The organism is Bradyrhizobium sp. USDA 4486, assembly GCF_054057995.1.
Genome location: NZ_JBSRZV010000001.1, coordinates 6130556 through 6156305, shown reverse-complemented (window position 1 = coordinate 6156305; position 25750 = coordinate 6130556). Strand labels below are relative to the sequence as shown.

Genomic DNA, 25750 nt, shown 5'->3' with positions numbered 1-25750 from the left:
TGGGTATGACCTGGATGACACGACGCATTCTGCTTGCGGGAGCCATTGCGCTCGCCGTGACCCCCGCGGCAAAGGCCGCCGATCCGCTCAAGGAGATCCGCATCGATTGGGCGACCTACAATCCAGTGTCGATGGTCCTGAAGCAGAAGGGGCTGCTCGAGAAGGAGTTCGCCAAGGACGGCATCACCATCACCTGGGTGCAGTCGGCCGGCTCGAACAAGGCGCTCGAATTCCTCAACGCCGGCTCGATCGATTTCGGCTCGACCGCGGGCTCGGCGGCGCTGGTCGCGCGCATCAACGGCAATCCGATCAAGTCCATCTATGTCTATTCGCGCCCCGAGTGGACCGCGCTGGTCACGGGCAAGGATTCCAAGATCGCAAGCGTCGCTGATCTGAAGGGCAAGCGCGTCGCGGTGACGCGCGGCACCGATCCGCACATCTTCCTGGTGCGCGCGCTGCTTGGTGCTGGTCTCACCGAAAAGGACATCACGCCGGTGCTGCTCCAGCATGCCGACGGCAAGACCGCGCTGATCCGCGGCGACGTCGAGGCCTGGGCCGGTCTCGATCCCATGATGGCGCAGGCCGAGGTCGAGGAAGGCGCCAAGCTGTTCTACCGCAAGGCCGACGCCAACACCTGGGGCATCCTCAATGTGCGCGAGCAGTTCTTGAAGGACTATCCGGATGCTGCCCGCCGCGTGCTCGCGGTGTATGAGGAGGCGCGAAAATATTCGCTGGCCAATTACGACGAGCTGAAGAAGACCTTCATTGCAGCCACGAAATTGCCCGAGGCGGTCGTCGACAAGCAGCTCAAGGAGCGCACTGAGCTCACCCACAGCCGCATCGGCGCGCCCCAGCGCGAGTCGATCCTCGCCGCGGGCCTCGCGCTCCAGCAAGCCGGCGTCGTCGACGCCAAGGTCGACGTGAAGGCTACGCTCGATGCCCTGATCGACGACCAGGTCCCGCTGCCGACGAACTAGTGCGCTCCTACCCTCCCCTGGAGGGCAGGGCAATCGCATATGGCTTGCACGATGCGGCGGCATCGGCACTGGGCTCCCTCTCCCGCTTGCTTGCGGGAGAGGGTTGGGGAGAGGGTGTCTCCACAACGGGATAATCCCCAAGAGGAAAGAGCCCTCACCCGCCGCGCTCTGCGAGCGCGTCGGCCTCTCCGCAAGCGGGAGAGGCGGAGCAAGCCTGCAGACAATCCCCGTGAAATCCATATGCGATGGCCCTGCCCTGGAGGGGAGGGTAAGAGGCGCCCTTGCATTCCCCCACGAGACGCGCTTCCTACCGGACATGATCTCCGACGCGCCAGTCCTGCAACAAACCTCGGAACCAGCCGAACGCGCTGCCGCGCCTTCGCGGCTGTCGCGCTATGGGCGGCCGATGCTGGGACTATTGCTGCCGCTGACCCTCGCGCTCGGCTGGGAGCTCGTGGTGTTTCTCGGCTGGTCCAACGGGCGCCTGGTGCCGCCGCCCTCGCGCGTCTTCGCCACCATCACCGAGCTCGCCCGCTCCGGCGAGTTGGTCCGCCACATCGCCGCAACGCTGTGGCGGGTTGGGCTCGGCTTCGCCTTCGGCGTTGTCGCGGGAACGTTGCTCGGCGCCATCTCCGGCTACTGGTCGCTGGCGCGGCGGCTGCTCGATCCGACCGTGCAGGCGCTGCGCGCGATTCCCTCGCTCGCTTGGGTGCCGCTCTTCATCCTCTGGCTCGGCATCTTCGAGACCTCGAAGATCGCGCTGATCGCGGTCGGCGTGTTCTTCCCGGTCTATCTCGGCGTGATGGGCGCGATCCTCTCGGTCGATCGCAAGATCGTCGAGGTCGGCCGCACTTTCCGCCTTTCCGGCTTCGCGATGATCCGCCGCATCCTGCTCCCGGCGGTGCTGCCGGCTTACGTCGTGTCCTTGCGCGTCGGCCTCGGTCTGGGTTGGATGTTCGTGGTGGCGGCCGAACTGATCGGCGCCTCCGAAGGCCTCGGCTATCTCCTGCTCGACGGCCAGCAGCTCGGCAAGCCCGCGCAGATTTTGGCCGCCATCGTAATCTTCGCCATCCTCGGCAAGCTCACCGACTGGCTGATCGAGGCCGTCGCCGCGCCGTTCTTGCGCTGGCAGGACACCTTCTCCCGCGCGAAGGGAGCGTAATGCGATGCTGGCGCTCGACCGGGTCAGCAAAACCTATCCGAATGGCGTCCAGGCGCTGGCGCGCTTCTCCGCAGAGATCGGGCAGGGCGAGATCATCGCCATCGTTGGCGGCTCCGGCTGCGGCAAGTCGACATTGCTCCGCGCCATCGCCGGCCTCGACTGCGCCAGCTCGGGCACAGTGACGCTCGACAGTGAGGCAATCTCTTCGCCGCATGCCAAGATCGGCATCATCTTCCAGGAGCCGCGGCTTCTCCCTTGGCTCAGCGTCGCCGACAATATCGGTTTCGGCCTTGCCGACCTACCGGCTGCCGAACGCCGTGAGAAGGTCGCGCGTGCGCTCGAGCGCGTCGGGCTCGCCGACAAGGCACAAGCCTGGCCACGCGAGCTCTCGGGAGGGCAGGCGCAGCGCGTCGCGATCGCACGGGCGCTGGTGCCGCAGCCCGAGGTGCTGCTGCTCGACGAGCCGTTCTCCGCACTGGACGCCTTCACCCGCAGGGATCTGCAGGATCACCTGCTCGACCTCTGGGCCGACACGCGCCCGATCTTGATCCTCGTCACGCATGACGTCGACGAAGCTGTGGTGCTGGCCGACCGCGTGCTGGTGATGCGGCCACGGCCCGGCCGGCTGTTCGACCAGATCGAGATCAATCTCGGCCGGCCGCGGGATCGCAACTCGCCGCTGTTCGAGAATTTCAAGCGCAGTGTGCTGACGTCACTCGACCGCTCGCTGGACCGCAGCGTGCCCGACCGTGACGCAACCCAGGGTCCCGGTGAGGCCATGTGGTGGTGACATTCGCTCCTTAAGCCGGTACATCGGCAGGCGTATTTTCCGGGAGAGAACAACATGGACGCTGCCGAACTGCGCCAGATGCAGGCCCCGATCAAGGAACGCTACAAGACCGATCCCAAGGCCGCGATGATCACGCTGAAGGCCAAGGGCTCCACCGACAGCGAAGGCATCGCCTGCAAAGTCGAGACCGGTCGCGCCATCGCGATGGCCGGCCTGCATCCCGCCACGGGCGGCTCCGGCCTCGAGCTCTGCTCCGGAGACATGCTGCTGGAAGCGCTCGTCGCCTGCGCCGGCGTCACGCTGAAATCGGTCGCGACCGCGATCGAGGTGCCGCTGAAGACCGGCAACGTCTATGCCGAGGGCGATCTCGATTTCCGCGGAACGCTCGGCATCGACAAGGAGACCCCGGTCGGCTTCGCCGAGATCCGTCTCCGCTTCGAGGTCGACACCGACGCGCCGCAGGACAAGCTTGATCTGCTGCTCAAGCTCACCGAGCGCTATTGCGTGGTCTATCAGACCATCAAGAACGGCCCGAAGGTTTCGGTGTCGATGCAGCGGATATGAGGAGCGAAAGCCGCTACTCCACAATTGGTGTCGTCCCGGCGAACGCCGGGACCTATAATCCCAAAGGCCGATTGTATTGCCGAACTGATCACTACAATCGTCTGACACAGCGAAGCCTGTGGCCATGGGTCTCGGATCTGCGCTGCGCTTGTCCGGGATGACAAACAAAAAATGCCTCCCGAGTTCCACTTCATTCTCCTCCTTGTCCTGCGCATGGCGATCGCGGCGGCGTTCGTGGTGTCGGCGTCGATCATCACTGAACGCTCCGGCCCGGTGATCGGCGCGCTGGTGGCGACGCTGCCGATCTCGGCCGGTCCGTCCTACGTCTTCCTCGCCATCGACCACGACGCCGCCTTCATTGCGCAAGGCGCGCTGGCGAGCCTTCCGGTCAACGCTGCGACGATCGTCCTCGGGCTCACCTACGTCGTGCTGGCGCAGCGGAACAATCTGCTGGTGAGTTGTGGAAGCGCCGTCGCGGTGTGGATCGTGCTCGCCTCCATCATCCGCCTGTTCGACTGGAGTCTGACGGCCGGCCTTGCGGTGAACCTGGTCGCCTTCGGCATCTGCATTCCCCTGCTGGCAAACTACCGTCATGCGAAGATGCCGCTGGTGACGCGCCGCTGGTACGACCTTCCGTTCCGCGCCTCGCTGGTGGCGACGCTGGTCGCCATCGTGGTCTCGACCTCGGGCTGGGTCGGCCCGCGGGTGAGCGGCGTTATCGCGCTCTACCCGATCGTGTTCACCAGCATCATGGTGATCCTGCATCCGCGCATCGGCGGTCCGCCGACCGCCGCCGTGCTCGCCAACTCCGCGTGGGGCCTGCTCGGATTCGGCATGGCGATTGCGGTGCTGCATGTCGGTGCCGCAAACTTTGGCTCCGCGATCGGCCTCACCATGGGGCTCGCCACCTGCATCGGCTGGAATTTGACACTGTGGTGGAACGGACGACGGAAGCGGCTGGCGGCAGTTTCGTAGGGTGGGCAGAAGGCGCGCTCTTCGCGCCGTGCCCACCATCTCCTTTCAGTCTTGGCTATGACAGGGTGGGCACGCTGCGCTTCGCCCACCCTGCGGCACTTTTCACTGCTTCGGCAGCTTGGCCTTCAACGCATAGAGCGCTTCGAGCGCCTCGCGCGGGGACATCTCGTCCGGGTGCAGCGCCTTCACGGCGTCCATCAGCAGCTCGGCCTCGCTCGGCGGCGCAGCTTCCGCGGCGGCGCGGGAGGGGACGGCGAACAGCGGCAGGTCGTCCACCAGCGCCCGCGCGGTCTGGCCGCGGTCCTGCGCTTCCAGCTTGGAGAGCACGGATTTGGCGCGCGTGATCACGGCCGGCGGCAGGCCGGCGAGTTTTGCGACCTGGATGCCATAGGAGCGGTCGGCCGAGCCCGGCAGCACCTCGTGCAGGAACACGACGTTGCCCTGCCATTCCTTCACGCGCACCGTGGCGTTGAACATGCGCGGCAGTTTTGCCGAGAGCGCGGTCAGCTCGTGATAATGCGTCGCGAACAGCGTGCGGCAGCGGTTGCTCTCATGCAGGTGCTCGATCGCGGCCCAGGCGATCGAAAGACCGTCGAAGGTCGCGGTGCCGCGGCCGATCTCGTCCAGGATCACCAACGAGCGCTCGCCGGCCTGGTTGAGGATCGCCGCGGTCTCGACCATCTCCACCATGAAGGTGGAACGACCGCGGGCGAGATCGTCGGCGGCGCCGACGCGCGAGAACAGACGGTCGATGATGCCGATCCGCGCGCGCGTCGCCGGCACGAAGCTGCCGATCTGCGCCATCAAGGCAATCAGCGCGTTCTGGCGCAGGAAAGTGGATTTACCCGCCATGTTCGGACCGGTGAGCAGCCAGAGCTGGCCGGACTTTTGCGCAGGGCTAGGTGACAGATCGCAGGCATTGGCGATGAACGGCTCACCGTTGCGCTTCAACGCCTGCTCGACCACAGGGTGGCGCCCGGCTTCGATCGCGAAGGCAAGCGACGAGTCCACCTCTGGCCGCACATAGTTTTCGTCGACGGCGAGCTTCGCCAGTGACGTCGCGACGTCGAGCAGCGCAAAGCCTTGCGCCGCCGCGCGCAGATCGTCGCTGATCGCGAGCGCCTTGGCGCAGAGCCGCTCGAAGATCTCGAGCTCGAGGCCGAGTGCGCGGTCGCCGGCATTGGCGATCTTGGCTTCGATCTCGCCGAGCTCCGACGTGGTGAAGCGCACCTGCCCCGCCAGGGTCTGGCGGTGGATGAAGGTCGCATTCAGCGGCGCCGACATCAGCTTGTCGCCGTGCTGCGCGGTCACCTCGACGAAATAGCCGAGCACGTTGTTGTGGCGGATCTTGAGCGCTTTGACCCCGGTGTCGTCGGCGTAGCGCGCCTGCATCGAGGCGACCACGAGGCGCGAGGCATCGCGCAGGTTTCGCGCTTCATCCAGCGCAGGCTCGTAGCCCGCGCGAATGAAGCCGCCGTCACGTTTGATCAGCGGCAATTGCTCCTCGAGGGCACGGGCAAATTCGGCTGCGAGTTCCCGCGACGGTCGCTGCAAGGCGGCCATCACCGCCGCGATCTCCTGCGGCGGTTGCTCGAGTTCCGAGAGCCGCGTCAGCGCCTGATCGGCGGCGATGATGCCGTCGCGCAAGCCCGCGAGGTCGCGCGGGCCGCCGCGGCCGACCGACAGGCGCGCCAGCGCGCGCGACATGTCGGGTGCGCCGCGCAGGATGCTGCGGATGTCCTCGCGCGCAGCAGAATCGGCAACGAAGGTGCCGACCGCATCGAGCCGCCGCGCGATTGCCGTCGCATCGGTCAGCGGTGCGGCGAGGCGTTGCCCCAGCAGACGCGAGCCGGCGGAGGTCACGGTGCAGTCGATGGCATCGAGCAGCGAGCCGCGACGCTCGCCGGCGAGCGTCCGCGTCAGCTCGAGATTGGCGCGCGTCGCCGGATCGATCGCCATGGTCGCGCCCGAGGCTTCGCGCGCGGGCGGCGACAGCGGCGGGTGCTTGCCGACCTGGGTGCGGTCGACATAGGTGACCGCGGCGGCAGCTGCCGTGGCTTCCAGCCGCGTCAGCTGCGCGAGGCCGTCCATGGTCGCGACCGCAAAATAGTCGCAGAGGCGCTTCTCGGCGGTGGCGCCGTCGAAGACGTCGCGGGTCAGCGGCGTCACTGCCGGGAGCTCACGCAGGGTCTGGCCGAGCTCGCTGTCGTTATAGAGCGCGTCGGTGACGATCGCCTCGTTCGGGTTGATGCGCGCCAGCGTCGCCGCCAGCTCGCCGCCGGAAACCTCCGTCACCATGAATTCGGCAGTCGAGATGTCGATCCAGGCGAGGCCGAAGCGGTCGCCGCCGGCGGACGAACGCGCCCGCGCGATCGCGAGCAGGTAGTTGTTGGCACGCGCATCGAGCAGCGTGTCCTCGGTCAACGTGCCCGGCGTGACCAGCCTAACCACGCCGCGGCGCACGACGCTCTTGTTGCCGCGCGCTTTCGCCGCCGCAGGGTCCTCGGTCTGCTCGCAGACCGCGACCCGGTGGCCGGCCGAGATCAGGCGGTGCAGATAATCCTCGGAGCGCTCCACCGGCACGCCGCACATCGGGATGTCGTTGCCCTGATGCTTGCCGCGCTTGGTCAGCACGATGCCGAGCGTCCTGGAGGCGATTTCGGCGTCCTCGAAGAACAGCTCGTAGAAATCGCCCATCCGGTAGAACAGCAGGAGGCCCTGATGCGCCGCCTTGATCTCGAGGTACTGTTCCATCATCGGCGTGACGCGCGCGGCGGCTTCCGCCTGTGGCGCGGGCGCTTCGTCGGGCGGCAGTACGGGTATCGGTTGTTGCATGGTCATGGGCGGCGCAACCTACAAAATTTCGGCACCTGCTCCTATCGGTTTGGCCGGAGAGGGGAGGTTTTCCACGTTGTCCGCATCAGGCGAGGAGCTGCCACATTCTCATCGTCATTCCGGGATGCGCCGACAGCGCAGGCCCGGAATACCGCCGGCTCGTGGTTATGGATTCTCAGGTGCGCAATTGCGCACCATAGCTCGCCCTCGGGGCGCCCCGAATGACGGAGAGTTTCGAATATGCCACCCGCGAAACCGTCAATTGACCTGCCGCGGGCACCCTCCTAAAACTCCGCCGACATTGAAGAATTTGGCCGGATCGCGGCATTCAGGGAGAACAACGATGCGTGACGTCTTTATCTGCGATGCCGTGCGGACCCCGATCGGCCGCTTCGGCGGCTCGCTCGCCAAGGTGCGCGCCGACGACCTCGCCGCCGCCCCGATCAAGGCGCTGATGGCCAAGCACTCCAATCTCGACTGGGCGCAAGTGGACGAAGTGTTCTTCGGCTGCGCCAACCAGGCCGGCGAGGACAACCGCAACGTCGCGCGCATGGCGCTGCTGCTGGCAGGCCTGCCGGATTCGGTTCCCGGCCAGACGCTCAACCGCCTCTGCGCCTCCGGCCTCGACGCGGTCGGCGCTGCGGGCCGCGCCATCCGTTCCGGCGAGATCGAGCTTGCGATCGCCGGCGGCGTCGAATCCATGACACGCGCGCCCTTCGTGATGGGCAAGGCGCAGGAAGCATTCTCACGCTCCGCCGAGATCTTCGACACCACGATCGGCTGGCGCTTCATCAATCCGCTTCTGAAGGCACAGTATGGCGTCGATGCGATGCCGGAGACCGGCGAGAACGTCGCCGAGGAATTCCAGGTCTCGCGCGCCGACCAGGACGCCTTCGCGATCCGCTCGCAGCAGCGCGCGGGCAAGGCGATCGCGGCCGGCTATTTCGCCGAAGAAATCACGCCGATCACCATTCCCGGCGGCAAGTCCGGCCCCATCACCGTGGACAAGGACGAGCATCCGCGCCCCGAGACCACGCTGGAAGGCTTGGCAAAACTGAAGCCGATCGTGCGCAATCCCGGCACGGTGACCGCTGGCAACGCCTCCGGCGTCAACGACGGCGCCGCCGCGATGATCCTGGCCTCGGAAGCCGCGGTGAAGAAGCACGGCCTGACGCCGCGCGCCCGCATCCTCGGCCTCGCCTCGGCCGGCGTGCCGCCGCGCATCATGGGCATCGGCCCCGTGCCCGCGACCCGCAAGCTGATGGAGCGGCTCGGCAAGAAGATCAACGATTTCGACCTGATCGAGCTCAACGAGGCTTTTGCCTCGCAGGGCATCGCCTGCATGCGCCAGCTCGGCGTCGCCGACGATGCCGACTACGTCAATCCGCATGGCGGCGCCATCGCACTCGGCCATCCGCTCGGCATGAGCGGCGCGCGCCTCGCGCTCACCGCCGTGCATGGCATGGAGAAGCGCGGCGGCAAGCTCGCGCTCGCCACCATGTGCGTCGGCGTCGGCCAGGGTGTCGCGGTCGCGATCGAGAAGCTGAATTGATGAAACGCAGCGTTCGTCATCCCGGGGCGGTGCACTTGCACCTGAACTATGGTGCGCAGTTGCGCACCTGAGGATCTCGAGATTCCGGGTTCAGCCCTGACGGGCTGCCCCGGAATGACAGCTGCAAGGAAGCCGCCGAAACCCGCTTCCCCAAATTAGTTATGTCCTATAATGATTGGCGGAAGCGTTGACCGGCAGGACCAAAATGGCCGGGGAGGAGTTCGCCAATGACATTCATCTATCCCACCGACAGCAACAGGGCGCATCCGCTGCCGCTGTCGCCCGAGTACAAGAGCTCGATCAAGCGCGCGCCGAACAAGCCCTTGATCCCGATGCGCCACACCCTGTCGGAACTCACCGGCCCGGTCTACGGCCACGAGACGGTGCGCCAGGGCGATAATGACCTCACCACTCAGCATGCGGGCGAGCCGATCGGCGAGCGCATCATCGTGCACGGCCATGTCCGCGACGAGGACGGCCGCGGCGTGCCGAACTCGCTGGTCGAGATCTGGCAGGCCAATTCCTGCGGCCGCTACGTCCATGTCCGCGACCAGCATCCGGCGCCGCTCGATCCGAATTTCACCGGTGCGGGCCGCACCGTGAGCGATGCCGACGGCTATTACCGTTTCGTCACCATCAAGCCCGGCGCCTATCCCTGGGGCAACCATCACAACGCCTGGCGTCCCGCGCACATCCATCTGTCGGTGTTCGGCCATTCCTTCGTCACGCGCCTCGTCACGCAGATGTATTTCCCGAACGATCCGCTGTTCCCGTTCGATCCGATCTTCAACTCGGTGCCGGACGAGAAGGCGCGGGCGCGGATGGTGTCGTCGTTCGACCTCGAGAACACCCAGCCCGAATGGGCGCTGTGCTACCGCTTTGACATCGTGCTGCGCGGCAAGAACGCCACGCCTATGGAGAATCACTAGTGCAGGATTCTGTGAAGCCCAACGGGATCACCCCATCGCAGACCGTCGGTCCGTTCTTCAAATACGGCCTGACGCCGAACGGCGAGTACGCCTGGAACGACGCGTTCACCAACTCGACGCTGACGCCCGACGTCACGGGCGATCGCATCCGCATCGAGGGCCGGGTGTATGACGGCGACGGCGTCGCCGTGCCCGATGTCATGCTGGAGATCTGGCAGGCGGATGCGCAGGGACGCTTTGCCGACCCGCAGGACAAGCGCGCATTGCCGAACGCCAGCTTCCGTGGCTTTGCCCGCTGCGGCACCGACAAGGACGGCAATTATTCCTTCGACACCATCAAGCCGGGTGTGGTGCCGGATCCCGATGGCAAGCCGCAGGCACCGCATGTCCTGCTAGCGGTGTTCGGACGCGGCATGCTGCGGCATCTCTACACCCGGATCTATTTCAGCGACGAGGCCGGCAACGCCGCCGACCCCGTGCTGGCGCTGGTGCCGGCCGATCGCCGCGCCACGCTGACCGCGGTGCGCGAAGCCGGGAAGCCGGTCTACCGGCTCGACCTGCGGCTCCAGGGCGACAACGAGACGGTGTTCTTCGACGTGTGACGTCTCGCCGCCTTCCTGTGAAGGCGGCCGACGCGCGCTGGCGCTTCCCCGGGTGATCATGCAGTATGGCTGCAGCACCGGGGGGCGCGATTCATGACATCCTCACCACTGCCGGCGGTCACGGAGCCCAGCTATCTGACGGCTGCCCTGCGCAAGGCGGGTGCGCTGGACGCCGGCGCCGTGCGCGAGGTGAAGGTGCTGCACCAGCGCGACACCGTTGTGTCGCACATCATCCGCCTCGGCCTGCGCTATGTCGGTGAAGCCGGCGGCGCGCCGCAATCGCTGATCCTGAAGACCGCGCATGCCGCCTTCGCGAAATCACTTGCCGATGCCGGTCGGCACGAGGTGGCTTTCTACACGCAGCTTGCGCCGAGCATGCCGCGGGGGCTCGCGCCGCGCTGCTTCGACGGGAGCTTCGACGAGGAGAGCCGGGCCTGGCACCTTCTGCTCGAGGATCTCACCGACAGCCATGTGATCGCGACCCAATGGCCTCTGCCGCCGACGCGCGAGCAGGCGATGGCGATCGTCACGACCCTGGCGCGCTGGCATGCGGCATGGTGGGACCATCCCGGTCTTGGTGACACCGTCGGCAGCTGGGCGAGCGCTGAGGAGCGCGCGCAGCACATGGAGACCTTCGCCGGTCATTACGACCGTTTTGCCGATCTCCTCGGCGACCGTCTCGGCGAAGAGCGCCGCACCCTCTATCGCCGCCTGATCGAGCATTCGGCCCGGCTGTCCCAGCGCTATCAGTCACGGCGTCATATCAGCATTGCCCATGGCGATGCCCATATCTGGAATTTCCTGCTGCCGCGCCCCGGTATCGCAGACACCGTGCGCATCTTCGATTTCGACCAGTGGCGCGTCAACGTGCCGACGACCGACCTCGCCTACATGATGGCGATCCAATGGTATCCGGACCGCAGGCAGGCGCTCGAGCGGCCGCTGCTCAATCATTATCACGAGACGCTGATGGCCAATGGCGTCACCGGCTACACACGCGGCGCGCTCGATCAGGACTATCGTCTGTCGGTGCTCTGGCAGATCACCAAGCCGGTCTGCCAATGGAGCATCAACATCCCGCCGCTGATCTGGTGGAACAACCTTGAGCGGGTGATGATGGCGGTCGAGGATTTGGGCTGCGAGGAGTTGTTGTAGCGGCTGCTTGTCCCAGGCGCGGTGCAGCGCGCAGCGGTGCGCCGCAGAACCGGGACCCCAGCATGGCGCCGTATGGGCCCCGGCCCAGCAGCGCAACGCTGAAGCAGCGCTGCGCTGCGTCCGGGGCATGAGACTGGCGTGTGTCCTACTCCATCACCGCATGCTCCGGCCCCGCGGCCTGCTTGCGCAGCGCGGCCTTGGTGGAGCCGATCAGCAGGGCGAGCGGGATGGTGCAGAGAATGAAGAACATCACCAGCTGGTAGTCGTGGGCGAAGGCGATGATCTGCGCCTGCACGCCGACCATCCTGTCGGCCATGGCGCGGCCGGCGTCGGTGGACAGGTTGATCATGCCGCGCACGTCAGGCATCTGCAGCGCGTGGTTGAACGGGTTGATGTGCTCGGACAGGATCGCATAGGTTCGCCGCGTTCCTTGCGTCAGCTCGGCGATGACGACGGAAATGCCGACCGAGCTCGCGACGTTGCGCATCAGGGTCAGCATCGCGGTGCCGTCGGTGCGCAGGTCGTTCGACAGCGTCAGGAACGACACGGTCGAGAGCGGCACGAACACGAGGCCGAAGCCGAAGCCCTGGACCACGCTGACGGTCACGATCTCCGGCACCTGGGTCAGGTCGGTCCAGCCGGTCATCTGGAACAGCGAGCCCGCGGTCAGCGTCAGGCCCGTGATGATCAGCGTGCGCGCCTCGAAATAGCGCATCATGCGGCCGACCAGCATCATGGCGAAGAAAGTGCCGAAGCCGCGGCTTGCCAGCAGCAGGCCGGCGGTGATGATGGGATAGCCGATCACGTTCTGCATGTAGGGCGAAGCCAGCGCCATGGTCGAGAACAGCACGAGGCCCATCACGATCATGAACATGCAGCCGGTGACGAAGTTGCGATCCCGGAACAGCGCGAAGCGGATGAACGGCGTCGAGGTCGTGAAGGAGTGCGCCAGGAAGAAGTAGAAGGCGACGGCCGAGACGATGAATTCCGCGATGATCTCGTTCGACTCGAGCCAGCCCAGTTGCTCGCCGCGGTCCAGCGCGAGCTGGAGGGCGCCGATCGCGATCGCCAGCGCGGCGAAGCCGAGCCAGTCGAACTTGAGAGTGAGATCCTTCTTGGTCTCATCCATGAAGATGATCAGCCCGATCACGGTGATCGCGCCGAACGGCAGATTGACGAAGAACACCCAGTGCCAGGAATAGGTCTCGGTGAGCCAGGCACCGAGCGAGGGGCCCATGATCGGGCCCATCATCACGCCCATGCCCCAGATCGACATCGCCTTGGCGCGTTCCTGCAGCGTGTAGTAGTCAAGCATCACCGATTGCGACAGCGGCACCAGCGCGGCGCCGAACACGCCCTGCAGCAGGCGGAACAGCACCATCTGGTTGATGTCCTGCGCGAGGCCGCACAGCACGGAGGCAATGGTGAAGCCGGCCGAGCAGATGATGAAGATGCGCTTGCGGCCGTAGCGGTTGGCGATCCAGCCCACCGGCGCCGTCATGATTGCGGCGGCGACGATGTAGGAGGTCAGCACCCAGTTGATCTGGTCCTGCGAGGCCGACAGCGTGCCCTGCATGTAGGGCAGGGCGACGTTGGCGATGGTGGTGTCCAGCGCCTGCATGATGGTCGCAGTCATGGCGCAGATCGTCACCATGTTCCGGCGCAGGCCGGGGACCATCAGGCTGGCATTGGGGCCGGACATCGGATCAGTCCTTGTCGTGGTCTTTATCCTGGCTTGCCGTCGCCGACAGGCCGAACAGTCCGGCGAGCGAGCGCTTGTGGCCGGTGTCGATGGTGGCATAGACGCTCATGCCGGCCTTCAGCTTCCTCACATATTTGTCGGTCTCGTCGAAATAGATTCGGATCGGCACGCGCTGCACCACCTTGACGAAGTTGCCGGTGGCGTTCTGCGGCGGCAGGATCGCGAATTGCGCGCCGGTGCCGGGCGAGAGCGAGCCGATCTTGCCTTTGAACACGTGGTTCGGGAATGCGTCGACCTCGAGGGTCACAGGCTGCCCCTCGGTGACATAGGTGAGGTCGCTCTCCTTCGGGTTGGCGTCGACCCAGGGATGAGCGACATCGATGATGGAGAACACCGCCGTGCCGGCGCTGACGTAGCGGCCGAGCTGGATCTGCTCGACCTGCGTCGCCACGCCGCTCATCGGCGCGCGCACCACGGCGTGATCGAGATTGCGCTCGGCATTGTCGAGCTTGGCCTTGGCCTGCGCATAGGGCGGGAACTTTTCCAGCGGCAGGTCGGTGTCACCGAGCAGTTGCGTCTTGGCCGTCGAGATCTGCTGCTTGACGTATTGTGCGATCGACCCCGACGTGACCAGCGCGTTCGCGGCGTTGTCGAGGTCGAGCTGCGAGCCGTAACTGTTCTTCACCAGCGCCTGCTTGCGCTCGACGTCGCGCTGCTTGAGGTCGACGCCCTGCTGGGCGAGGTTGAGCATATCGCCGTAGATCTTGATGTTGGCGCGAAGATTGTCGTACGTGGTCTGCGCCTGCATCAGCTGCGCCTTGGCCTCATCCACCGCGAGGCGAAACGGCACGGGGTCGATCTCGAACAGCACGTCGCCCTGCTGGACGAGCTGGCCTTCCCTGACCACGACCTTATCGATCTTGCCGGAGATGTCAGGCGTCACCAGAACCTTCTGCGCGCCGACATAGGCATCGTCAGTGCCGACATAGCGGCCGCCATTGAGATAGAAGGTGAGGCCGCCGATGGCGACCACAACAGGCAGCACGACCATCAGCAGGAAGCGCCGATAGCGGCGCAGGCCGGCCATGAAGCGGCGCCGCGGATCGGTGCCGGCCTTCTTGGTCGGCTTGCCGCCGTCGATCTTCTGCTCGGGCTGGAATTTGAGGACCTGATCAGCCATAGCGCTGCTCCTTACGCGCCTGTTCCGCTCCGCTACTCTGGATCGCGTTACGCACGTTTTCCTTGATTGTTTCGAGTTGGGTGAGAAGGCGGTGGGCGTCCGCCGGGTTGATGCCGTCGAGGGCGTTGGCCGTGAGCTCGGACTTCAGCCCGCTCATCCGTCCGAGCAGTTGCCGCCCGGCTTTCTTCAGATAAAGGCGCTTGACGCGGCGGTCCGAGGCATCGCTGCGACGCTCGATCCAATCGTTGTCGCACAGCTTGTCGATCAGCCGCGTCAGCGTGATCGGCTGCATCTCCAGCAGCTCAGCGAGTTCCGACTGCTTCATGCCCTCGCTGCGCTCGACCTTGGTCAGCACGGCCCATTGCGCGCGGGTGATGCCGAAGCGAGAGGCCTCTTTGTCGGCATAGACACGCAGCAGACGGTAGAGCTCGCCGAGCGTGAAAAGGAAATTCTGGTCAACCGACCCGCGGCTCATAAGCTTGGCCTCCAATAAGCTTGGGATATAATAAGCAAGCTTATGATTATTTCATGGCGGATCGCCGGGAGGCTGTCCCGCGGCAAGAGCATGGCGGGCAGCCGCATTCCGCGTCGCGCTTTGGGTTCCCTCCCCGAAATGCTAGAACGCTGCCGACATGACCCTCGCAAAGCCGGCCTTTCCTGCGCCCGACCACGATCACGGCCGCTGCACTGCGGACGCGCTGGCGCATGCCGAGGCCGTTTGCAAGCTGCGTGCGCAGAAATTCACACCGATCCGCCGTCAGGTGCTGGGAGCTTTGCTTTCCAGCCATCGCCCGCTCGGCGCCTATGAGGTGATCGACGAGCTCGCCAAGTCGATGGCGCGGCCTGCGCCGATCACGGTCTACCGGGCGCTCGATTTCCTGATGGCCAACGGCCTCGTGCACCGCATAGAAAGCCGCAACGCCTATCTCGCCTGCGCCGCCCACGACCACGATTCAACCTCGGCGGTGGCGTTCCTGATCTGCGAGCGCTGCGGCCTCGTCGGCGAGATACCCTCGGCATCCTTCGCCGGGGATATCAACGCCGCGGCGCGCGGCTCGGGCTTTGCGCCCAAATTGTCCGTGGTGGAGATCACGGGCGTCTGCACCCATTGTCAGAAAGCTGCATAAACCAACAACGGCGCAAAGCCGGATCACAGGAAGACATGTCCGCACCTCAAGCCATCCCGTCTGCCGGTCGTCCCCTCAGTGCCGGCGCCATTGCCCTGATGCTCATGCTGTGCCTGACCTGGGGTTTCAACCAGATCGCGGTGAAGCTGGTGCTGCCGGACATCCCGCCGATGCTGCAGGCGATGATCCGCTCCATGGGCGCGCTGCCGGTGCTGTTCATCATCGGCAGGTTGCGGGGCGTGAAGTTCTTCGAGCGCGACGGCACCTGGAAGCCTGGCCTGATCGCAGGACTGATGTTCGGCATCGAGTTCGTGCTGATCTTCCAGGGCCTGCGTCTGACCTCTGCCTCGCGCGCGGTGGTGTTCCTCTACACCGCGCCGTTCTTCGTGGCGCTCGGCTCCTATCAGGTGCTCGGCGAGCGGCTCGGGGCTGCGCAATGGCTCGGCCTCGCCATCAGCTTTGCCGGCGTTGCGCTCGCGATCGGCGTTCCGCAACCCAATGTGGACGCGCATGTCCTGCTCGGCGATCTCCTGATCGTCGGCGGCGCGGCGCTCTGGGCGGCGACCACACTGGTCGCCAAGGGCACAAGGCTGCGCTTAGCAGCTCCCGAGAAGGCGCTCGGCTACCAGGTCGCGACCTCGATCCCGATCCTCGGGCTGGCGGCATATCTGTTCGAGGAGACCATCACCCACCCACCGTCGCCGCTGTCGCTCAGCCTGATGGCCTTCCAGGCGATCTGGGTGGTGGGAACCACGTTCACGCTTTGGTTCGCGCTGGTGAAGGCCTATTCGGCCAGCAAATTGTCCGCTTTTACCTTCATCACCCCTTTGTTTGGCGTGGTGGGTAGCTATTTCATCATGCACGACACCCTGAGCCTGGCTTTCGGGGCGGCCGCCGTCCTTGTAATTGCTGGGCTTTTCCTCGTTAACCGTCCGAGTGCGGCCGTTCAGGAGCTCCCTCTCCCGGTGCCGCGAGCCCATAAGGGAGCTCCTGAACCGGAGGCCGCACTCGATTCATAAGTTCTTGGTATTCCTTTGAATTCGAAGTTCGCTCAGAGGCGCCGCGAGTGAGGGAACTTCGAACTCAAAGGGATACCGCCAAACGGCTGCGGCGCCGGCTGATGCATTGCTGAATGCCACCCAAACCTGATATTTGGACCCCATGAACAAGCTCGAAAACTCCATCGATTCCGACCTCGCGGGCCCGGCGCCCCGGCACCAGACCACCCAGGTGAAGGTCGGCGACGTCACTGTTGGCGGCGGTGCGCCGATCGTCGTGCAGTCGATGACCAACACCGATACTGCCGACATCGACGGCACCATCGCCCAGGTTGCAGCGCTGGCGCGCGCCGGCTCCGAAATGGTCCGCATCACCGTGGACCGCGAGGAGGCCGCAGCCGCGGTTCCGCACATTCGCGACGGCCTTCTCAAGCGCGGCATCACCACGCCGCTGATCGGCGACTTCCACTATATCGGCCACAAGCTGCTCGCCGAGCATCCGGCCTGCGCCGAGGCGCTCGCCAAGTACCGCATCAATCCCGGCAATGTCGGCTTCAAGGACAAGCGCGACACCCAGTTCGCCGACATCATCGAGATCGCCAACAAGAACAACAAGCCGGTGCGCATCGGCGCCAATTGGGGCTCGCTCGATCAGGAGCTGCTGACCAAGCTGATGGACGAGAACGCCGCGTCGCCGAATCCGCGCGATGTGCGCGCGGTGACGCGTGAAGCGATGGTGCAGTCGGCGCTGCTCTCGGCAGCGCGGGCCCAGGAGCTCGGCATGCCGAAGGACCGCATCATCCTCTCGGCCAAGGTCTCGGCCGTGCAGGATCTGATCGCGGTCTATCAGGACCTCGCGGCGCGCTCGGATTACGCCATCCATCTCGGCCTCACCGAGGCCGGCATGGGCTCGAAGGGCATCGTCGCCTCGTCGGCCGCGCTCGGCATCCTGCTGCAGCAGGGCATCGGCGACACCATCCGCATCTCACTGACGCCGGAGCCCGGCGGCGACCGCACCCGCGAGGTGCAGGTCGGTCAGGAGCTGCTCCAGACCATGGGCTTCCGCACCTTCGTGCCACTGGTTGCGGCGTGCCCCGGCTGCGGCCGCACCACCTCGACGACGTTCCAGGAGCTGGCGCGCTCGATCCAGGATTTCATCCGCGACGAGATGCCGACCTGGAAGACGAAATATCCCGGAGTCGAGCAGCTCAACGTCGCGGTGATGGGCTGCATCGTCAACGGCCCCGGCGAATCCAAGCACGCCAATATCGGCATCTCGCTGCCCGGCACCGGCGAAGCGCCGGCCGCGCCAGTGTTCGTCGACGGCAAGAAGTTCCGCACGCTGCGCGGCCCCGGCATCGCCGCCGACTTCAAGGCACTGGTGATCGACTACATCGACCAGCGCTACGGCCAGGGCGCCAAGGTCCCGGTGACCGCGGCGGAGTGATTTCACTCGCTCGCTAGCACCCCACACTCCGCTGTCGTCCCTGCGAAAGCAGGGACCCATAACCACAGGGCGTCGTGGTTGGGCAGACTGTCACTCCGAGTCTTCGCCAAATTCAATCCTGTGGCTATGGGTCCCTGCTTTCGCAGGGACGACAGCTGAGTTTGCGGTGCAGATTGCGTATCTATTGCCGCACGCTACGATGGCTCCCAATCAACAATGATTGGGAGCAACACCCATGAGCTCACTCGCCGGCAAGCAGGGCCCGCGCTATCGCCACAGCGCGGACGAAGGCGCTGCTTACGAGACCATTGCGGTCGAAAAGCTCACGCCCATCATCGGCGCGGAAATCTCCGGCGTCGATATCGGCCAGCTCGTCGAGGGGGACGCGCGCTCCAACCGGCAGATGGACGAGATCCATCGCGCGCTCGCCGAAAACCTCGTGATCTTCTTCCGCGACCAGCACATCACGCCGAAGCAGCATCTCGCCTTCGGCCGCAAGTTCGGCGAGCTGCATTTCCATCCGGCCGCGCCGCACGAGGACGAAGATCCGGCCTTGATGAAGATCTACGCCGACAAGAACTCGCCGCGCGCCAATGGCGAGGGCTGGCACTCCGACGTGTCCTGCGATCTCGAACCGCCGATGGGCTCGATCCTCTACATCAAGCAGTGCCCGCCGCGCGGCGGCGACACGCTGTTCGCCAACATGTACGCCGCTTATGAGGCGCTGTCGGATCGCATGAAGGCCTATCTCGACGGCCTCACCGCGCTGCACGACGGCGAGCCGATCTATCGCGGGCTCTACGCGAACTATGGCGTCGCCGACCGTCCCTCCTATCCCCACGCCGAGCACCCGGTGGTGCGCACGCATCCGGTCACGGGCAAGAAGGCGCTCTACGTCAATCGCGGCTTCACCCGCCACATCAATGGCATCCCGCGCGACGAGAGCGACGCCATGCTGGCCTATCTCTACCAGCATGCCGAGAACCCGCTGTTCCAGTGCCGCTTCCGCTGGACCGAGAACGCCATCGCGTTCTGGGACAACCGCTGCACCCAGCATCGCGCGATGTGGGACTACTGGCCGCACACGCGCTCCGGCACACGGGTGACGGTGAAGGGGGAAAGGCCGGTGTGAGCAAGCCGTGGCGCGCCATCGTCGCTGTCGCGTTTGCGCTGATCCCGCTTTTGCTGTCGCCAGTTGATCATGGCCAGGCGGCCGCGGCGCGGAAGGCTGCAAAGGCGAAACCGAAAACGTCTGCGCCGGAGACATGCGAGCCGCGGAGATTCCGGATTGTCGTCGACGTCGGACACACACCGGAATCCTATGGCGCGCTCAGCGCGCGCAATGATCCGGAGTTCGGCTTCAACTTCGTTCTCGCAAAACTCATCACGGCAAAGCTCAGGTCCGAAGGCTTTGCCGCCACCCGCCTGCTCGTCACGGATGGCAAGGCGCGGCCGAGCCTATTCAAACGGGTCAGTGCCGCCAATGACAGCCGGACCGATCTCTTCCTGTCGATCCATCACGATTCGGTGCCGGATAAATTGCTCGAGACCTGGGAATTCGACGGCGCGAAGAGCTATTTCAGCGACCGCTTCTCGGGTCACTCGCTGTTCGTGTCGAAGCAGAATCCGCATTTTGCCACCAGCCTGCTGCTGGCGCGGATGATCGGCAGGCAGCTCAAGGAGCAGGGCCTGCATTACGCCGGCCAGTACACGCTGCCACTGATGGGCCGTTACCGGCATCAGTTGCTCGACAAGGATGTCGGCGTATACCGCTATGATGGGCTCATCGTGCTGTCGCGGACGAGGAGTGCTGCCGTGCTGCTCGAGGCCGGCTCGATCATCAACCGCGACGAGGAGATGGAGCTCAACTCGTCTGAGCGGCAGGAGATGATTGCGAGGGCCGTTGCGGCCGGGGTCAGGGATTTCTGCGAGAAGCGGTAGATCGCTCCGCTGTCTCAACAACCGTCATTGCGAGCGCAGCAGAGCAATCCAGACTGCCGCCGCGGAAATGCTTCGCTACGCTCGCAACGACAGGCTGCTACAGCGGCCCTCCCCGATATTCCCGGTTCGCCAGGCTCGCCTCCTCCAAGTCCAGATCGCGCTCGATCCGCCGTCTGGTCTCGTCGGTGATCTGGCCGTCGCGCAGGAGTTCGTGGATGAACTTGCGTTCGGCGGCGATCAGCTCGCGGGTCAGCGCGGTGCCGGCGGCGGAGACGTCGTGCTGAGTGGGATCGAGCGCATCGGGGAGCTGGTTGAGGCGAATCTCGTGACGCGCGCGCAGGAGCCGCATCACCTCGTCGGACACCTCCTTCTCCGCGGTCAGCGCGTCCAGCGATTTCAGCGCGGCATCGAGCGCTTGGCGGCGCGCCGCGATCTCGGCCTCGTGGGCGGCGACGTGCTCGCTGCGGCCGGCCTCGGCGACGCCGAGCCAGCGCACCAGCGGCGGCAGCGTCAGACCGACGCCGATCAGCGTGACGAAGATGACGCCGAAGGCGACGAACAGGATCAGGTCGCGATAGGGGAAGGCATCGCCCTCGGGCAGCGTGAACGGCAGCGCCAGCGCGGCCGCGAGCGACACGGCGCCGCGCACGCCGGTGAAGGCGAGCACGAACGGCCATTGCCATGGCGGCGAGGGATCGCGCTCGCGCAGCGACTTCGAGAGGATTCTCGGCAGATAGGTCGCGGGATAGAGCCAGGCGAAGCGCGCGATCACGATGATCATCAGGACCACGGCGGTCGCGATCAGAATGTCGTCGAGCGGGAACGTCTTCGATTTCTCATAGAGGGCGCGCATCTGGAAGCCGGTGAGCAGGAACAGCAGGCCCTCGATCAGGTAAATGATGAGATCCCAGAAGAAGATGCCCTGCAGGCGCGTCGCCGACGAGATCAGCAGCGGGCCGTTCCAGCTGACATAGAGGCCGCAGGCGACCGTGGCGATCACGCCGGAGCCGCCGACATGCTCGGGCAGCCAGTAGGAGACGTAGGGCGTGATCAGCGACAGCGTCAGCTCGACCTGCGGGTCCCTGGACCATTTGCGGAAACGCAGGGAGAGCCAGCCGACGCCGATGCCGAATGCGATCTCGCCGGCGACGATAAGGGCGAATTCGCCGGCCGCCAGCGGCAGCGAGAAGTGGCCGACTATGATGGCGGCGAGCGCGAAGCGGTAGAGGATCAATGCGGTGGCATCGTTGGCGAGCCCTTCGCCCTCGAGAATGACCACGAGCCGGCGCGGCAGGTTCAGGCGGCGCGCGATCGCGAGCGGTGCCACCACGTCGGGCGGCGCGACGATCGCCCCGAGCAGGAATCCGATCGTCCAGGGCAGGCCGATCAGATAGTGCGTGGCGGCGGCCACCATGGCCGCCGTGAAGATCACTGCGCCGACCGCGAGCAGCACGATCGGGCGCAGATTGTTCCTGAACTCGCGCCAGCTCATCGCAACGCTCGCCGAGTAGATCAGCGGCGGCAGCACCATCAGCAGCACCAGTTCCGGCGGCAGCTCCACCGGCGGCATGCCCGGCACGAAGGCGAGGCCGACGCCGGAGAGCATCAGCAAAATGGCGGGCGCGATGTTGAAGCGACGGGCGACCAGCGCGGTGCCCGCCAGCACCGCGAGCAGGATGAGAAAGGTCTGGAATTTCGCTGCGATCATGGCCTGTCTTGGCCCGGAAGCAATCGCAAGGTCAATGCGGCGCGGCTCACACCAGCTGCTCTGCCACCATGCGCCCGATGCGTGCAAATACGGCTTGGATTTGGGCGGCGTTCGGCGCGCCGCCCTGGGTGTAGGCCGCGATCAGGATCGGCATGTCCGGCTTGCTGTCAGGCTTGGGCCAGACGACGGCGATGTCGCCTGCGGCATCCTTGCCGTTGTATCCGGTCTTGTCGCCGATCTTCCAGTCCGCGGGCAGGCCGCCGCGCAGCCGGTTCGCGCCGGTCTTGCAGTTCACCATCCACTCGGTGAGCTGTGCGCGAGAGGCCGGCGACAGCGCCTCGCCCACGATCAGCCGCTTCAGATTGCCGGCCATCGCCACCGGCGTCGTGGTGTCGCGGGGATCGCCGGGCGGGGAGCGGTTGAGCTCGGGCTCGTTGTGGTCAAGCCGCGAGGTGGCATCGCCGAGCGATCGCCAGAACGCGGTGAGTGCGGTGGGCCCGCCGACCCGCGCCAGCAGCAGATTGGCACAGGTGTTGTCGCTGAGCTCGACGATCGCCTTGCACATGTCAGCGACCGACATCTTGCCGGCGGCGAGGTTTTGCTTGGCGACCGGCGCGTAGTCGAGCAGGTCATCTTGGCCGTAAGGGATCATGGCCGCAAGCTGCTCCTCGCCGCGATCGACCCGCGCCAGCACGCAGGCCGCGAGCGAGGCCTTGAATGTCGAGCACATCACGAAGCGTTCGTCGGCGCGCCAGGCGAGTTTTGCGCCTGTGGCGAGATTCTCCGCATAGACCCCGATCTTTCCGCCGCTTTCGCGCTCATAGGATTCGAGCTCAGGCGGCGCCTTCGCGGCAAAAGCGGGCGCAGCGGCCATCCAGCAGAGAGAGGCGAGCAGGGAACGGCGATCGAGCAGCATGGGGGCCTTTTGGACAATTGGGGAGGAGCGAGGAAAGGCGAACGATATTTCCACACCGTCATTGCGAGCGCAGCGAAGCAATCCAGTCTATCACCGCGGAGAGACTCTGGATTGCTTCGCTGCGCTCGCAATGATGGAGAATGGCGGACGAGCACGTCAGATTCTGGGCAGTGAAAGGTCGATTGAGAGAAGCCCTCACTCTCTCAGATCATACCGGTACGACTTCGACACGATTTGCCAGCCGTCGGCGAGCTTCATTGCGACCAGATAGTCCGTGAAGTAGCGCGGCGGCAGCTGGCAGCGGACCTTGATGAAGGCGGTCTTGTCGTCGGAGCGGTCGATGGTGACGATGAAATCCTCACGCGGCTTGCCTTCGGCCTTGCCGGAGGGACGCTTCCGCACGCGGTCGAGCCAGTCGGGCACGGTCAGCACCTGCAATTCGCCGTTCTCGACCCAGCGCAAATCGGCGGAGGGGTGGAAGATGGCACCGAGCTTGTCGGCGTCCCCCTCATAGAGCCCATCGAAATACGATTGCACGACGGCTTCGACGCTCGAGCGGTTCTGGCTCATGGGTCATCCCTTTGCATGATGTCTTGCGAGGAACTTACTCGTACACATCAGAATGCGCTATGGGTGTGTCAGCCATTTGCGCGAAGACGTTGTCGTGACCGGATCAGAAAATTCGAACGCTCGCATCCTCACCGGCGAATGCTATTGCCGCAGTGTACGCTTCGAGGTGGCGGACGCGTTCGCCTACGCGATGAACTGCCACTGCTCGAACTGCCGCCGCACCACCGGCTCCGCCTTCAAGGCGTTCGCCGGGATCGAGCAGCACAAGCTCCGCCTTGTCCAAGGCGCAGACCAGCGCCTCATCTATGGTGACGACATCACCCACGACGCCCACTGCGCGCGCTGCGGCTCGCTGCTTTATTCCCGGGTGCGTGAGGGGAAATGGGTCCATGTCGCCATGGGAACCCTGGTCGACGCCCCCTCGATCCGGCCGACCGCCCACATCTTCGTCGGCTCGAAGGCGCCCTGGCACGAGATTACGGACAATCTGCCGCAATATCGGGGGCACCTTGGAGAGGGCTAGGGGAACCGGGCGAGCGAACTTTGTCGGCGAACCCCGACCGCACTGGCGCGACAAACATAAAGGGTCTTTCGGCCCGCCGCCGGCGCCTTCGTGACCTCCATCACAAGCGCCAGCAGCAGGTCCTGCTAAAGCGGTCCCAAAGGGGCTCGAACCGCCTCTGAACTTCGGAAGTCGTGTCATGCGCAATCTGCTCAGACTATGCCCGCTTCTGCTCGCCGCCGCGCTGCTGTTCGGCGCCGGGCCCGCTTTTGCCGGAAAGCGCGTCGCGCTGGTGCTCGCCAACTCGGCCTACCAGCATGCGCCCTCGCTGGCGAACCCCGTCAATGACGGTGCGGTGATGGCGAAGACACTGAGGGAGGCGGGCTTCGACGTCGTCGAGGCCCGTCACGACCTCTCGGCGCTCGACACGCGGCGCGTGCTGCGCGACTTTGCCGATGCAACCCGCGATGCCGACATCGCTGTGGTCTATTATGCCGGTCACGGCATCGAGGTCGAAGGCTCCAACTATCTGATCCCTGTCGACGCCAAGCTCGAGCGCGATACCGACGTGTACGACGAGGCGCTGTCGCTCGATCGTGTCCTGGTCGCCGTCGAGCCCGCCAAGCAGCTGCGCCTGGTGATCCTGGATGCCTGCCGCGACAATCCGTTCGGCAAGACCATGAAGCGTACGATTGCAACGCGCGGCATCGGCCGCGGCCTTGCCCAGGTCGAGCCGACCAGCCCGAACACGCTGATCGCCTACTCGGCCAAGGCCGGTTTCACCGCGCAAGACGGCGATGGCGCCAACAGTCCGTTCACGGTCGCGCTCTCGAAGCATCTGACGACGCCAGGCCTCGATGTCCGCCGCGCCTTCGGCTTCGTGCGCGATGACGTGCTCAAGTCGACCGGCAACAAGCAGGAGCCGTTCGTGTACGGCTCGCTCGGCGGCGATGACGTGCCGCTGGTGCCGGTCAAGGTGGTGGCGGCGGGGCCGGCGGTGCCTGCGCCGAACCCGCAGGCCGATATTCGCCGCGACTATGAACTCTCGCTCCAGGTCGGCAACCGGGCGGCATGGGAAGCGTTTCTCGCCCAGCATCCCGACGGCTTCTATGCGAGCCTAGCCAAGCTCCAGCTCGAGAAAATCGACGCCGAGCAGGCTCATGCGGCGGCGACCGAGAAGGCGAAGCAGGCCGAGGCCGAGCGCGATCGTCTCGCGGCCCTCGGTGCGCAGAAGGAAGCCCAGGCCAAGGCCGCGGCTGACGCCAAGGCGGCCGAGCAGGCGCAGATCGCGGCGCGAAAAGCCAAGGAACAGGCGCAGCAGCAGGCGGCCGCCGCCGAGCAGCAGCGCGTCAACCTCGCCGCGACAGCGGCGAGCGCTGCGCCGGCCAGTACCGCAAGCCCTGGTGGCACCAACGTCGCCTCGCTGGCGCCGGCGGCGCCGGCAGCCGATCTCACCCGCTCGGTGCAGACCGAGCTCGGCCGCGTCGGCTGCTTCTCCGGACAGGCCGACGGCAACTGGAACACGTCCTCGCAGCGATCGCTATCGCAGTTCAACCGTTATGCCGGCACCAAGCTCGACGTGAAGGTGGCAAGTACCGACGCGCTCGATACCGTCAAGGCCAAGCAGTCGCGCGTCTGCCCGCTGGTCTGTGAGCACGGCTTCAAGGCCGACGGCGACAAATGCACCAAGATCGTCTGCCGTGAGGGCTATGCCGTCAACGACGACAACGAATGCGAGAAGCAGCGTGCCGCCAAGCCGGCCAAGCCCTCGTCCGCCAAACGCGACGACAGCGAGGAGCGTCCCGCACGGCAGCGTCGTCAGGCTGCCGGCGCCGCGGGCGGCTATGGTGCTGCTGCCGGCATTGCCGCTGCCGCCGGTGCCAGCCGCCCTTCGGGTGGCGGGCAGGTGTTCTGCAACAGCGGCGGCTGCCGTCCGGTCAACCGCGGCTGTCATCTCGAATATCGCGGCGGTGGCGGCCCCGGCAACGATGCCAATGCCGAAGTGTGTCACTAAAGCATGATCCGGAAAAGTGCGAAGCGGTTTTCCGGAAAGATCATGCGTAAACAACAACCTAAAGCGCGATGACGATTCATCCAAATCTCATCGCGCTTTAGGGT

Annotated in this window: 23 protein-coding genes; 16 read left to right on the top strand and 7 right to left on the bottom strand. The window is 65.5% G+C overall.

Annotated elements, in window-relative coordinates:
• The first annotated feature begins 5 nt into the window (after positions 1 to 5).
• The 5 genes from ACVWY3_RS29040 (at position 6) to ACVWY3_RS29020 (ending at position 4468) form a co-directional block, all read left to right on the top strand.
• Complete coding sequence (locus ACVWY3_RS29040) at positions 6 to 977, top strand: aliphatic sulfonate ABC transporter substrate-binding protein (protein ID WP_456841538.1); 972 nt, start codon at positions 6 to 8, stop codon at positions 975 to 977.
• Between the two features lie 316 nt (positions 978 to 1293).
• Positions 1294 to 2139 carry an ABC transporter permease gene (locus ACVWY3_RS29035; RefSeq protein WP_456841537.1) on the top strand — a complete coding sequence of 282 codons (846 nt, stop codon included), beginning with the start codon at positions 1294 to 1296 and terminating at the stop codon, positions 2137 to 2139.
• Positions 2140 to 2143: 4 nt separating this feature from the next.
• A complete protein-coding gene (locus ACVWY3_RS29030) occupies positions 2144 to 2929 on the top strand; it encodes an ABC transporter ATP-binding protein (RefSeq protein ID WP_456841536.1) in 786 nt (261 codons plus the stop codon).
• 54 nt (positions 2930 to 2983) lie between these two features.
• Positions 2984 to 3493: an OsmC family protein gene (locus ACVWY3_RS29025; protein ID WP_456841535.1), complete on the top strand. Its 510-nt coding sequence runs from the start codon at positions 2984 to 2986 to the stop codon at positions 3491 to 3493.
• Positions 3494 to 3664: 171 nt separating this feature from the next.
• A complete protein-coding gene (locus ACVWY3_RS29020; protein WP_456841534.1) occupies positions 3665 to 4468 on the top strand; it encodes a hypothetical protein in 804 nt (267 codons plus the stop codon).
• 102 nt (positions 4469 to 4570) lie between these two features.
• On the opposite strand, the gene mutS is transcribed toward ACVWY3_RS29020, so the two are convergent.
• The gene (gene mutS, locus ACVWY3_RS29015) at positions 4571 to 7309 is read right to left on the bottom strand and encodes a DNA mismatch repair protein MutS (protein WP_456841533.1); all 2739 of its coding nucleotides are present in this window, start codon (positions 7307 to 7309) and stop codon (positions 4571 to 4573) included.
• A 337-nt stretch (positions 7310 to 7646) separates the two neighbouring features.
• Here mutS and pcaF point away from each other — a divergent pair, with 337 nt between their 5' ends.
• From pcaF to ACVWY3_RS28995, 4 genes are all read left to right on the top strand, one after another.
• Positions 7647 to 8855, top strand: coding sequence for a 3-oxoadipyl-CoA thiolase (gene pcaF / locus ACVWY3_RS29010; protein ID WP_456841532.1), 1209 nt, complete (start codon positions 7647 to 7649; stop codon positions 8853 to 8855).
• A 227-nt stretch (positions 8856 to 9082) separates the two neighbouring features.
• Complete coding sequence (gene pcaH, locus ACVWY3_RS29005) at positions 9083 to 9784, top strand: protocatechuate 3,4-dioxygenase subunit beta (protein WP_456841531.1); 702 nt, start codon at positions 9083 to 9085, stop codon at positions 9782 to 9784.
• On the top strand, positions 9784 to 10386 hold the full coding sequence (pcaG, locus tag ACVWY3_RS29000; protein WP_456841530.1) for a protocatechuate 3,4-dioxygenase subunit alpha: 603 nt from the start codon (positions 9784 to 9786) through the stop codon (positions 10384 to 10386). The genes pcaH and pcaG overlap by 1 nt, the downstream gene beginning before the upstream one ends.
• Before the next feature lie 93 nt (positions 10387 to 10479).
• The gene (locus tag ACVWY3_RS28995) at positions 10480 to 11541 is read left to right on the top strand and encodes a phosphotransferase (RefSeq protein ID WP_456841529.1); all 1062 of its coding nucleotides are present in this window, start codon (positions 10480 to 10482) and stop codon (positions 11539 to 11541) included.
• Between the two features lie 145 nt (positions 11542 to 11686).
• On the opposite strand, the gene ACVWY3_RS28990 is transcribed toward ACVWY3_RS28995, so the two are convergent.
• From ACVWY3_RS28990 to ACVWY3_RS28980, 3 genes are read right to left on the bottom strand one after another with little or no spacing between them, the layout of a single operon-like run.
• Positions 11687 to 13243, bottom strand: a complete 1557-nt coding sequence (locus tag ACVWY3_RS28990; RefSeq protein WP_456841528.1) for an MDR family MFS transporter — start codon at positions 13241 to 13243, stop codon at positions 11687 to 11689.
• 4 nt (positions 13244 to 13247) lie between these two features.
• The gene (locus ACVWY3_RS28985; protein ID WP_456841527.1) at positions 13248 to 14423 is read right to left on the bottom strand and encodes an HlyD family secretion protein; all 1176 of its coding nucleotides are present in this window, start codon (positions 14421 to 14423) and stop codon (positions 13248 to 13250) included.
• Positions 14416 to 14898: a MarR family winged helix-turn-helix transcriptional regulator gene (locus ACVWY3_RS28980; protein ID WP_456841526.1), complete on the bottom strand. Its 483-nt coding sequence runs from the start codon at positions 14896 to 14898 to the stop codon at positions 14416 to 14418. Before ACVWY3_RS28980 ends, ACVWY3_RS28985 begins: the two co-directional genes overlap by 8 nt.
• A gap of 157 nt (positions 14899 to 15055) precedes the next feature.
• Here ACVWY3_RS28980 and ACVWY3_RS28975 point away from each other — a divergent pair, with 157 nt between their 5' ends.
• From ACVWY3_RS28975 to ACVWY3_RS28955, 5 genes are all read left to right on the top strand, one after another.
• A complete protein-coding gene (locus ACVWY3_RS28975) occupies positions 15056 to 15550 on the top strand; it encodes a Fur family transcriptional regulator (RefSeq protein ID WP_456841525.1) in 495 nt (164 codons plus the stop codon).
• Between the two features lie 35 nt (positions 15551 to 15585).
• The gene (locus ACVWY3_RS28970; RefSeq protein WP_456841524.1) at positions 15586 to 16569 is read left to right on the top strand and encodes a DMT family transporter; all 984 of its coding nucleotides are present in this window, start codon (positions 15586 to 15588) and stop codon (positions 16567 to 16569) included.
• Positions 16570 to 16711: 142 nt separating this feature from the next.
• On the top strand, positions 16712 to 17995 hold the full coding sequence (ispG, locus tag ACVWY3_RS28965) for a flavodoxin-dependent (E)-4-hydroxy-3-methylbut-2-enyl-diphosphate synthase (RefSeq protein ID WP_456841523.1): 1284 nt from the start codon (positions 16712 to 16714) through the stop codon (positions 17993 to 17995).
• Between the two features lie 235 nt (positions 17996 to 18230).
• Positions 18231 to 19127: a TauD/TfdA dioxygenase family protein gene (locus ACVWY3_RS28960; protein WP_456841522.1), complete on the top strand. Its 897-nt coding sequence runs from the start codon at positions 18231 to 18233 to the stop codon at positions 19125 to 19127.
• Positions 19124 to 19936, top strand: coding sequence for an N-acetylmuramoyl-L-alanine amidase (locus ACVWY3_RS28955; RefSeq protein ID WP_456841521.1), 813 nt, complete (start codon positions 19124 to 19126; stop codon positions 19934 to 19936). The genes ACVWY3_RS28960 and ACVWY3_RS28955 overlap by 4 nt, the downstream gene beginning before the upstream one ends.
• Before the next feature lie 97 nt (positions 19937 to 20033).
• Here ACVWY3_RS28955 and ACVWY3_RS28950 read toward each other — a convergent pair whose 3' ends face one another.
• From ACVWY3_RS28950 to ACVWY3_RS28940, 3 genes are all read right to left on the bottom strand, one after another.
• Positions 20034 to 21644, bottom strand: a complete 1611-nt coding sequence (locus tag ACVWY3_RS28950; RefSeq protein WP_456841520.1) for a Na+/H+ antiporter — start codon at positions 21642 to 21644, stop codon at positions 20034 to 20036.
• Between the two features lie 46 nt (positions 21645 to 21690).
• Positions 21691 to 22560 carry a class A beta-lactamase gene (bla, locus tag ACVWY3_RS28945; RefSeq protein WP_456841519.1) on the bottom strand — a complete coding sequence of 290 codons (870 nt, stop codon included), beginning with the start codon at positions 22558 to 22560 and terminating at the stop codon, positions 21691 to 21693.
• 195 nt (positions 22561 to 22755) lie between these two features.
• Positions 22756 to 23130, bottom strand: a complete 375-nt coding sequence (locus tag ACVWY3_RS28940; protein WP_456841518.1) for a nuclear transport factor 2 family protein — start codon at positions 23128 to 23130, stop codon at positions 22756 to 22758.
• A 94-nt stretch (positions 23131 to 23224) separates the two neighbouring features.
• Between ACVWY3_RS28940 and ACVWY3_RS28935 the strand changes: the two genes are divergently transcribed.
• Together ACVWY3_RS28935 and ACVWY3_RS28930 are read left to right on the top strand one after the other, a co-directional pair.
• A complete protein-coding gene (locus ACVWY3_RS28935) occupies positions 23225 to 23653 on the top strand; it encodes a GFA family protein (RefSeq protein WP_456841517.1) in 429 nt (142 codons plus the stop codon).
• A gap of 178 nt (positions 23654 to 23831) precedes the next feature.
• A complete protein-coding gene (locus tag ACVWY3_RS28930) occupies positions 23832 to 25646 on the top strand; it encodes a caspase family protein (RefSeq protein WP_456841516.1) in 1815 nt (604 codons plus the stop codon).
• Positions 25647 to 25750 lie beyond the last annotated feature (104 nt).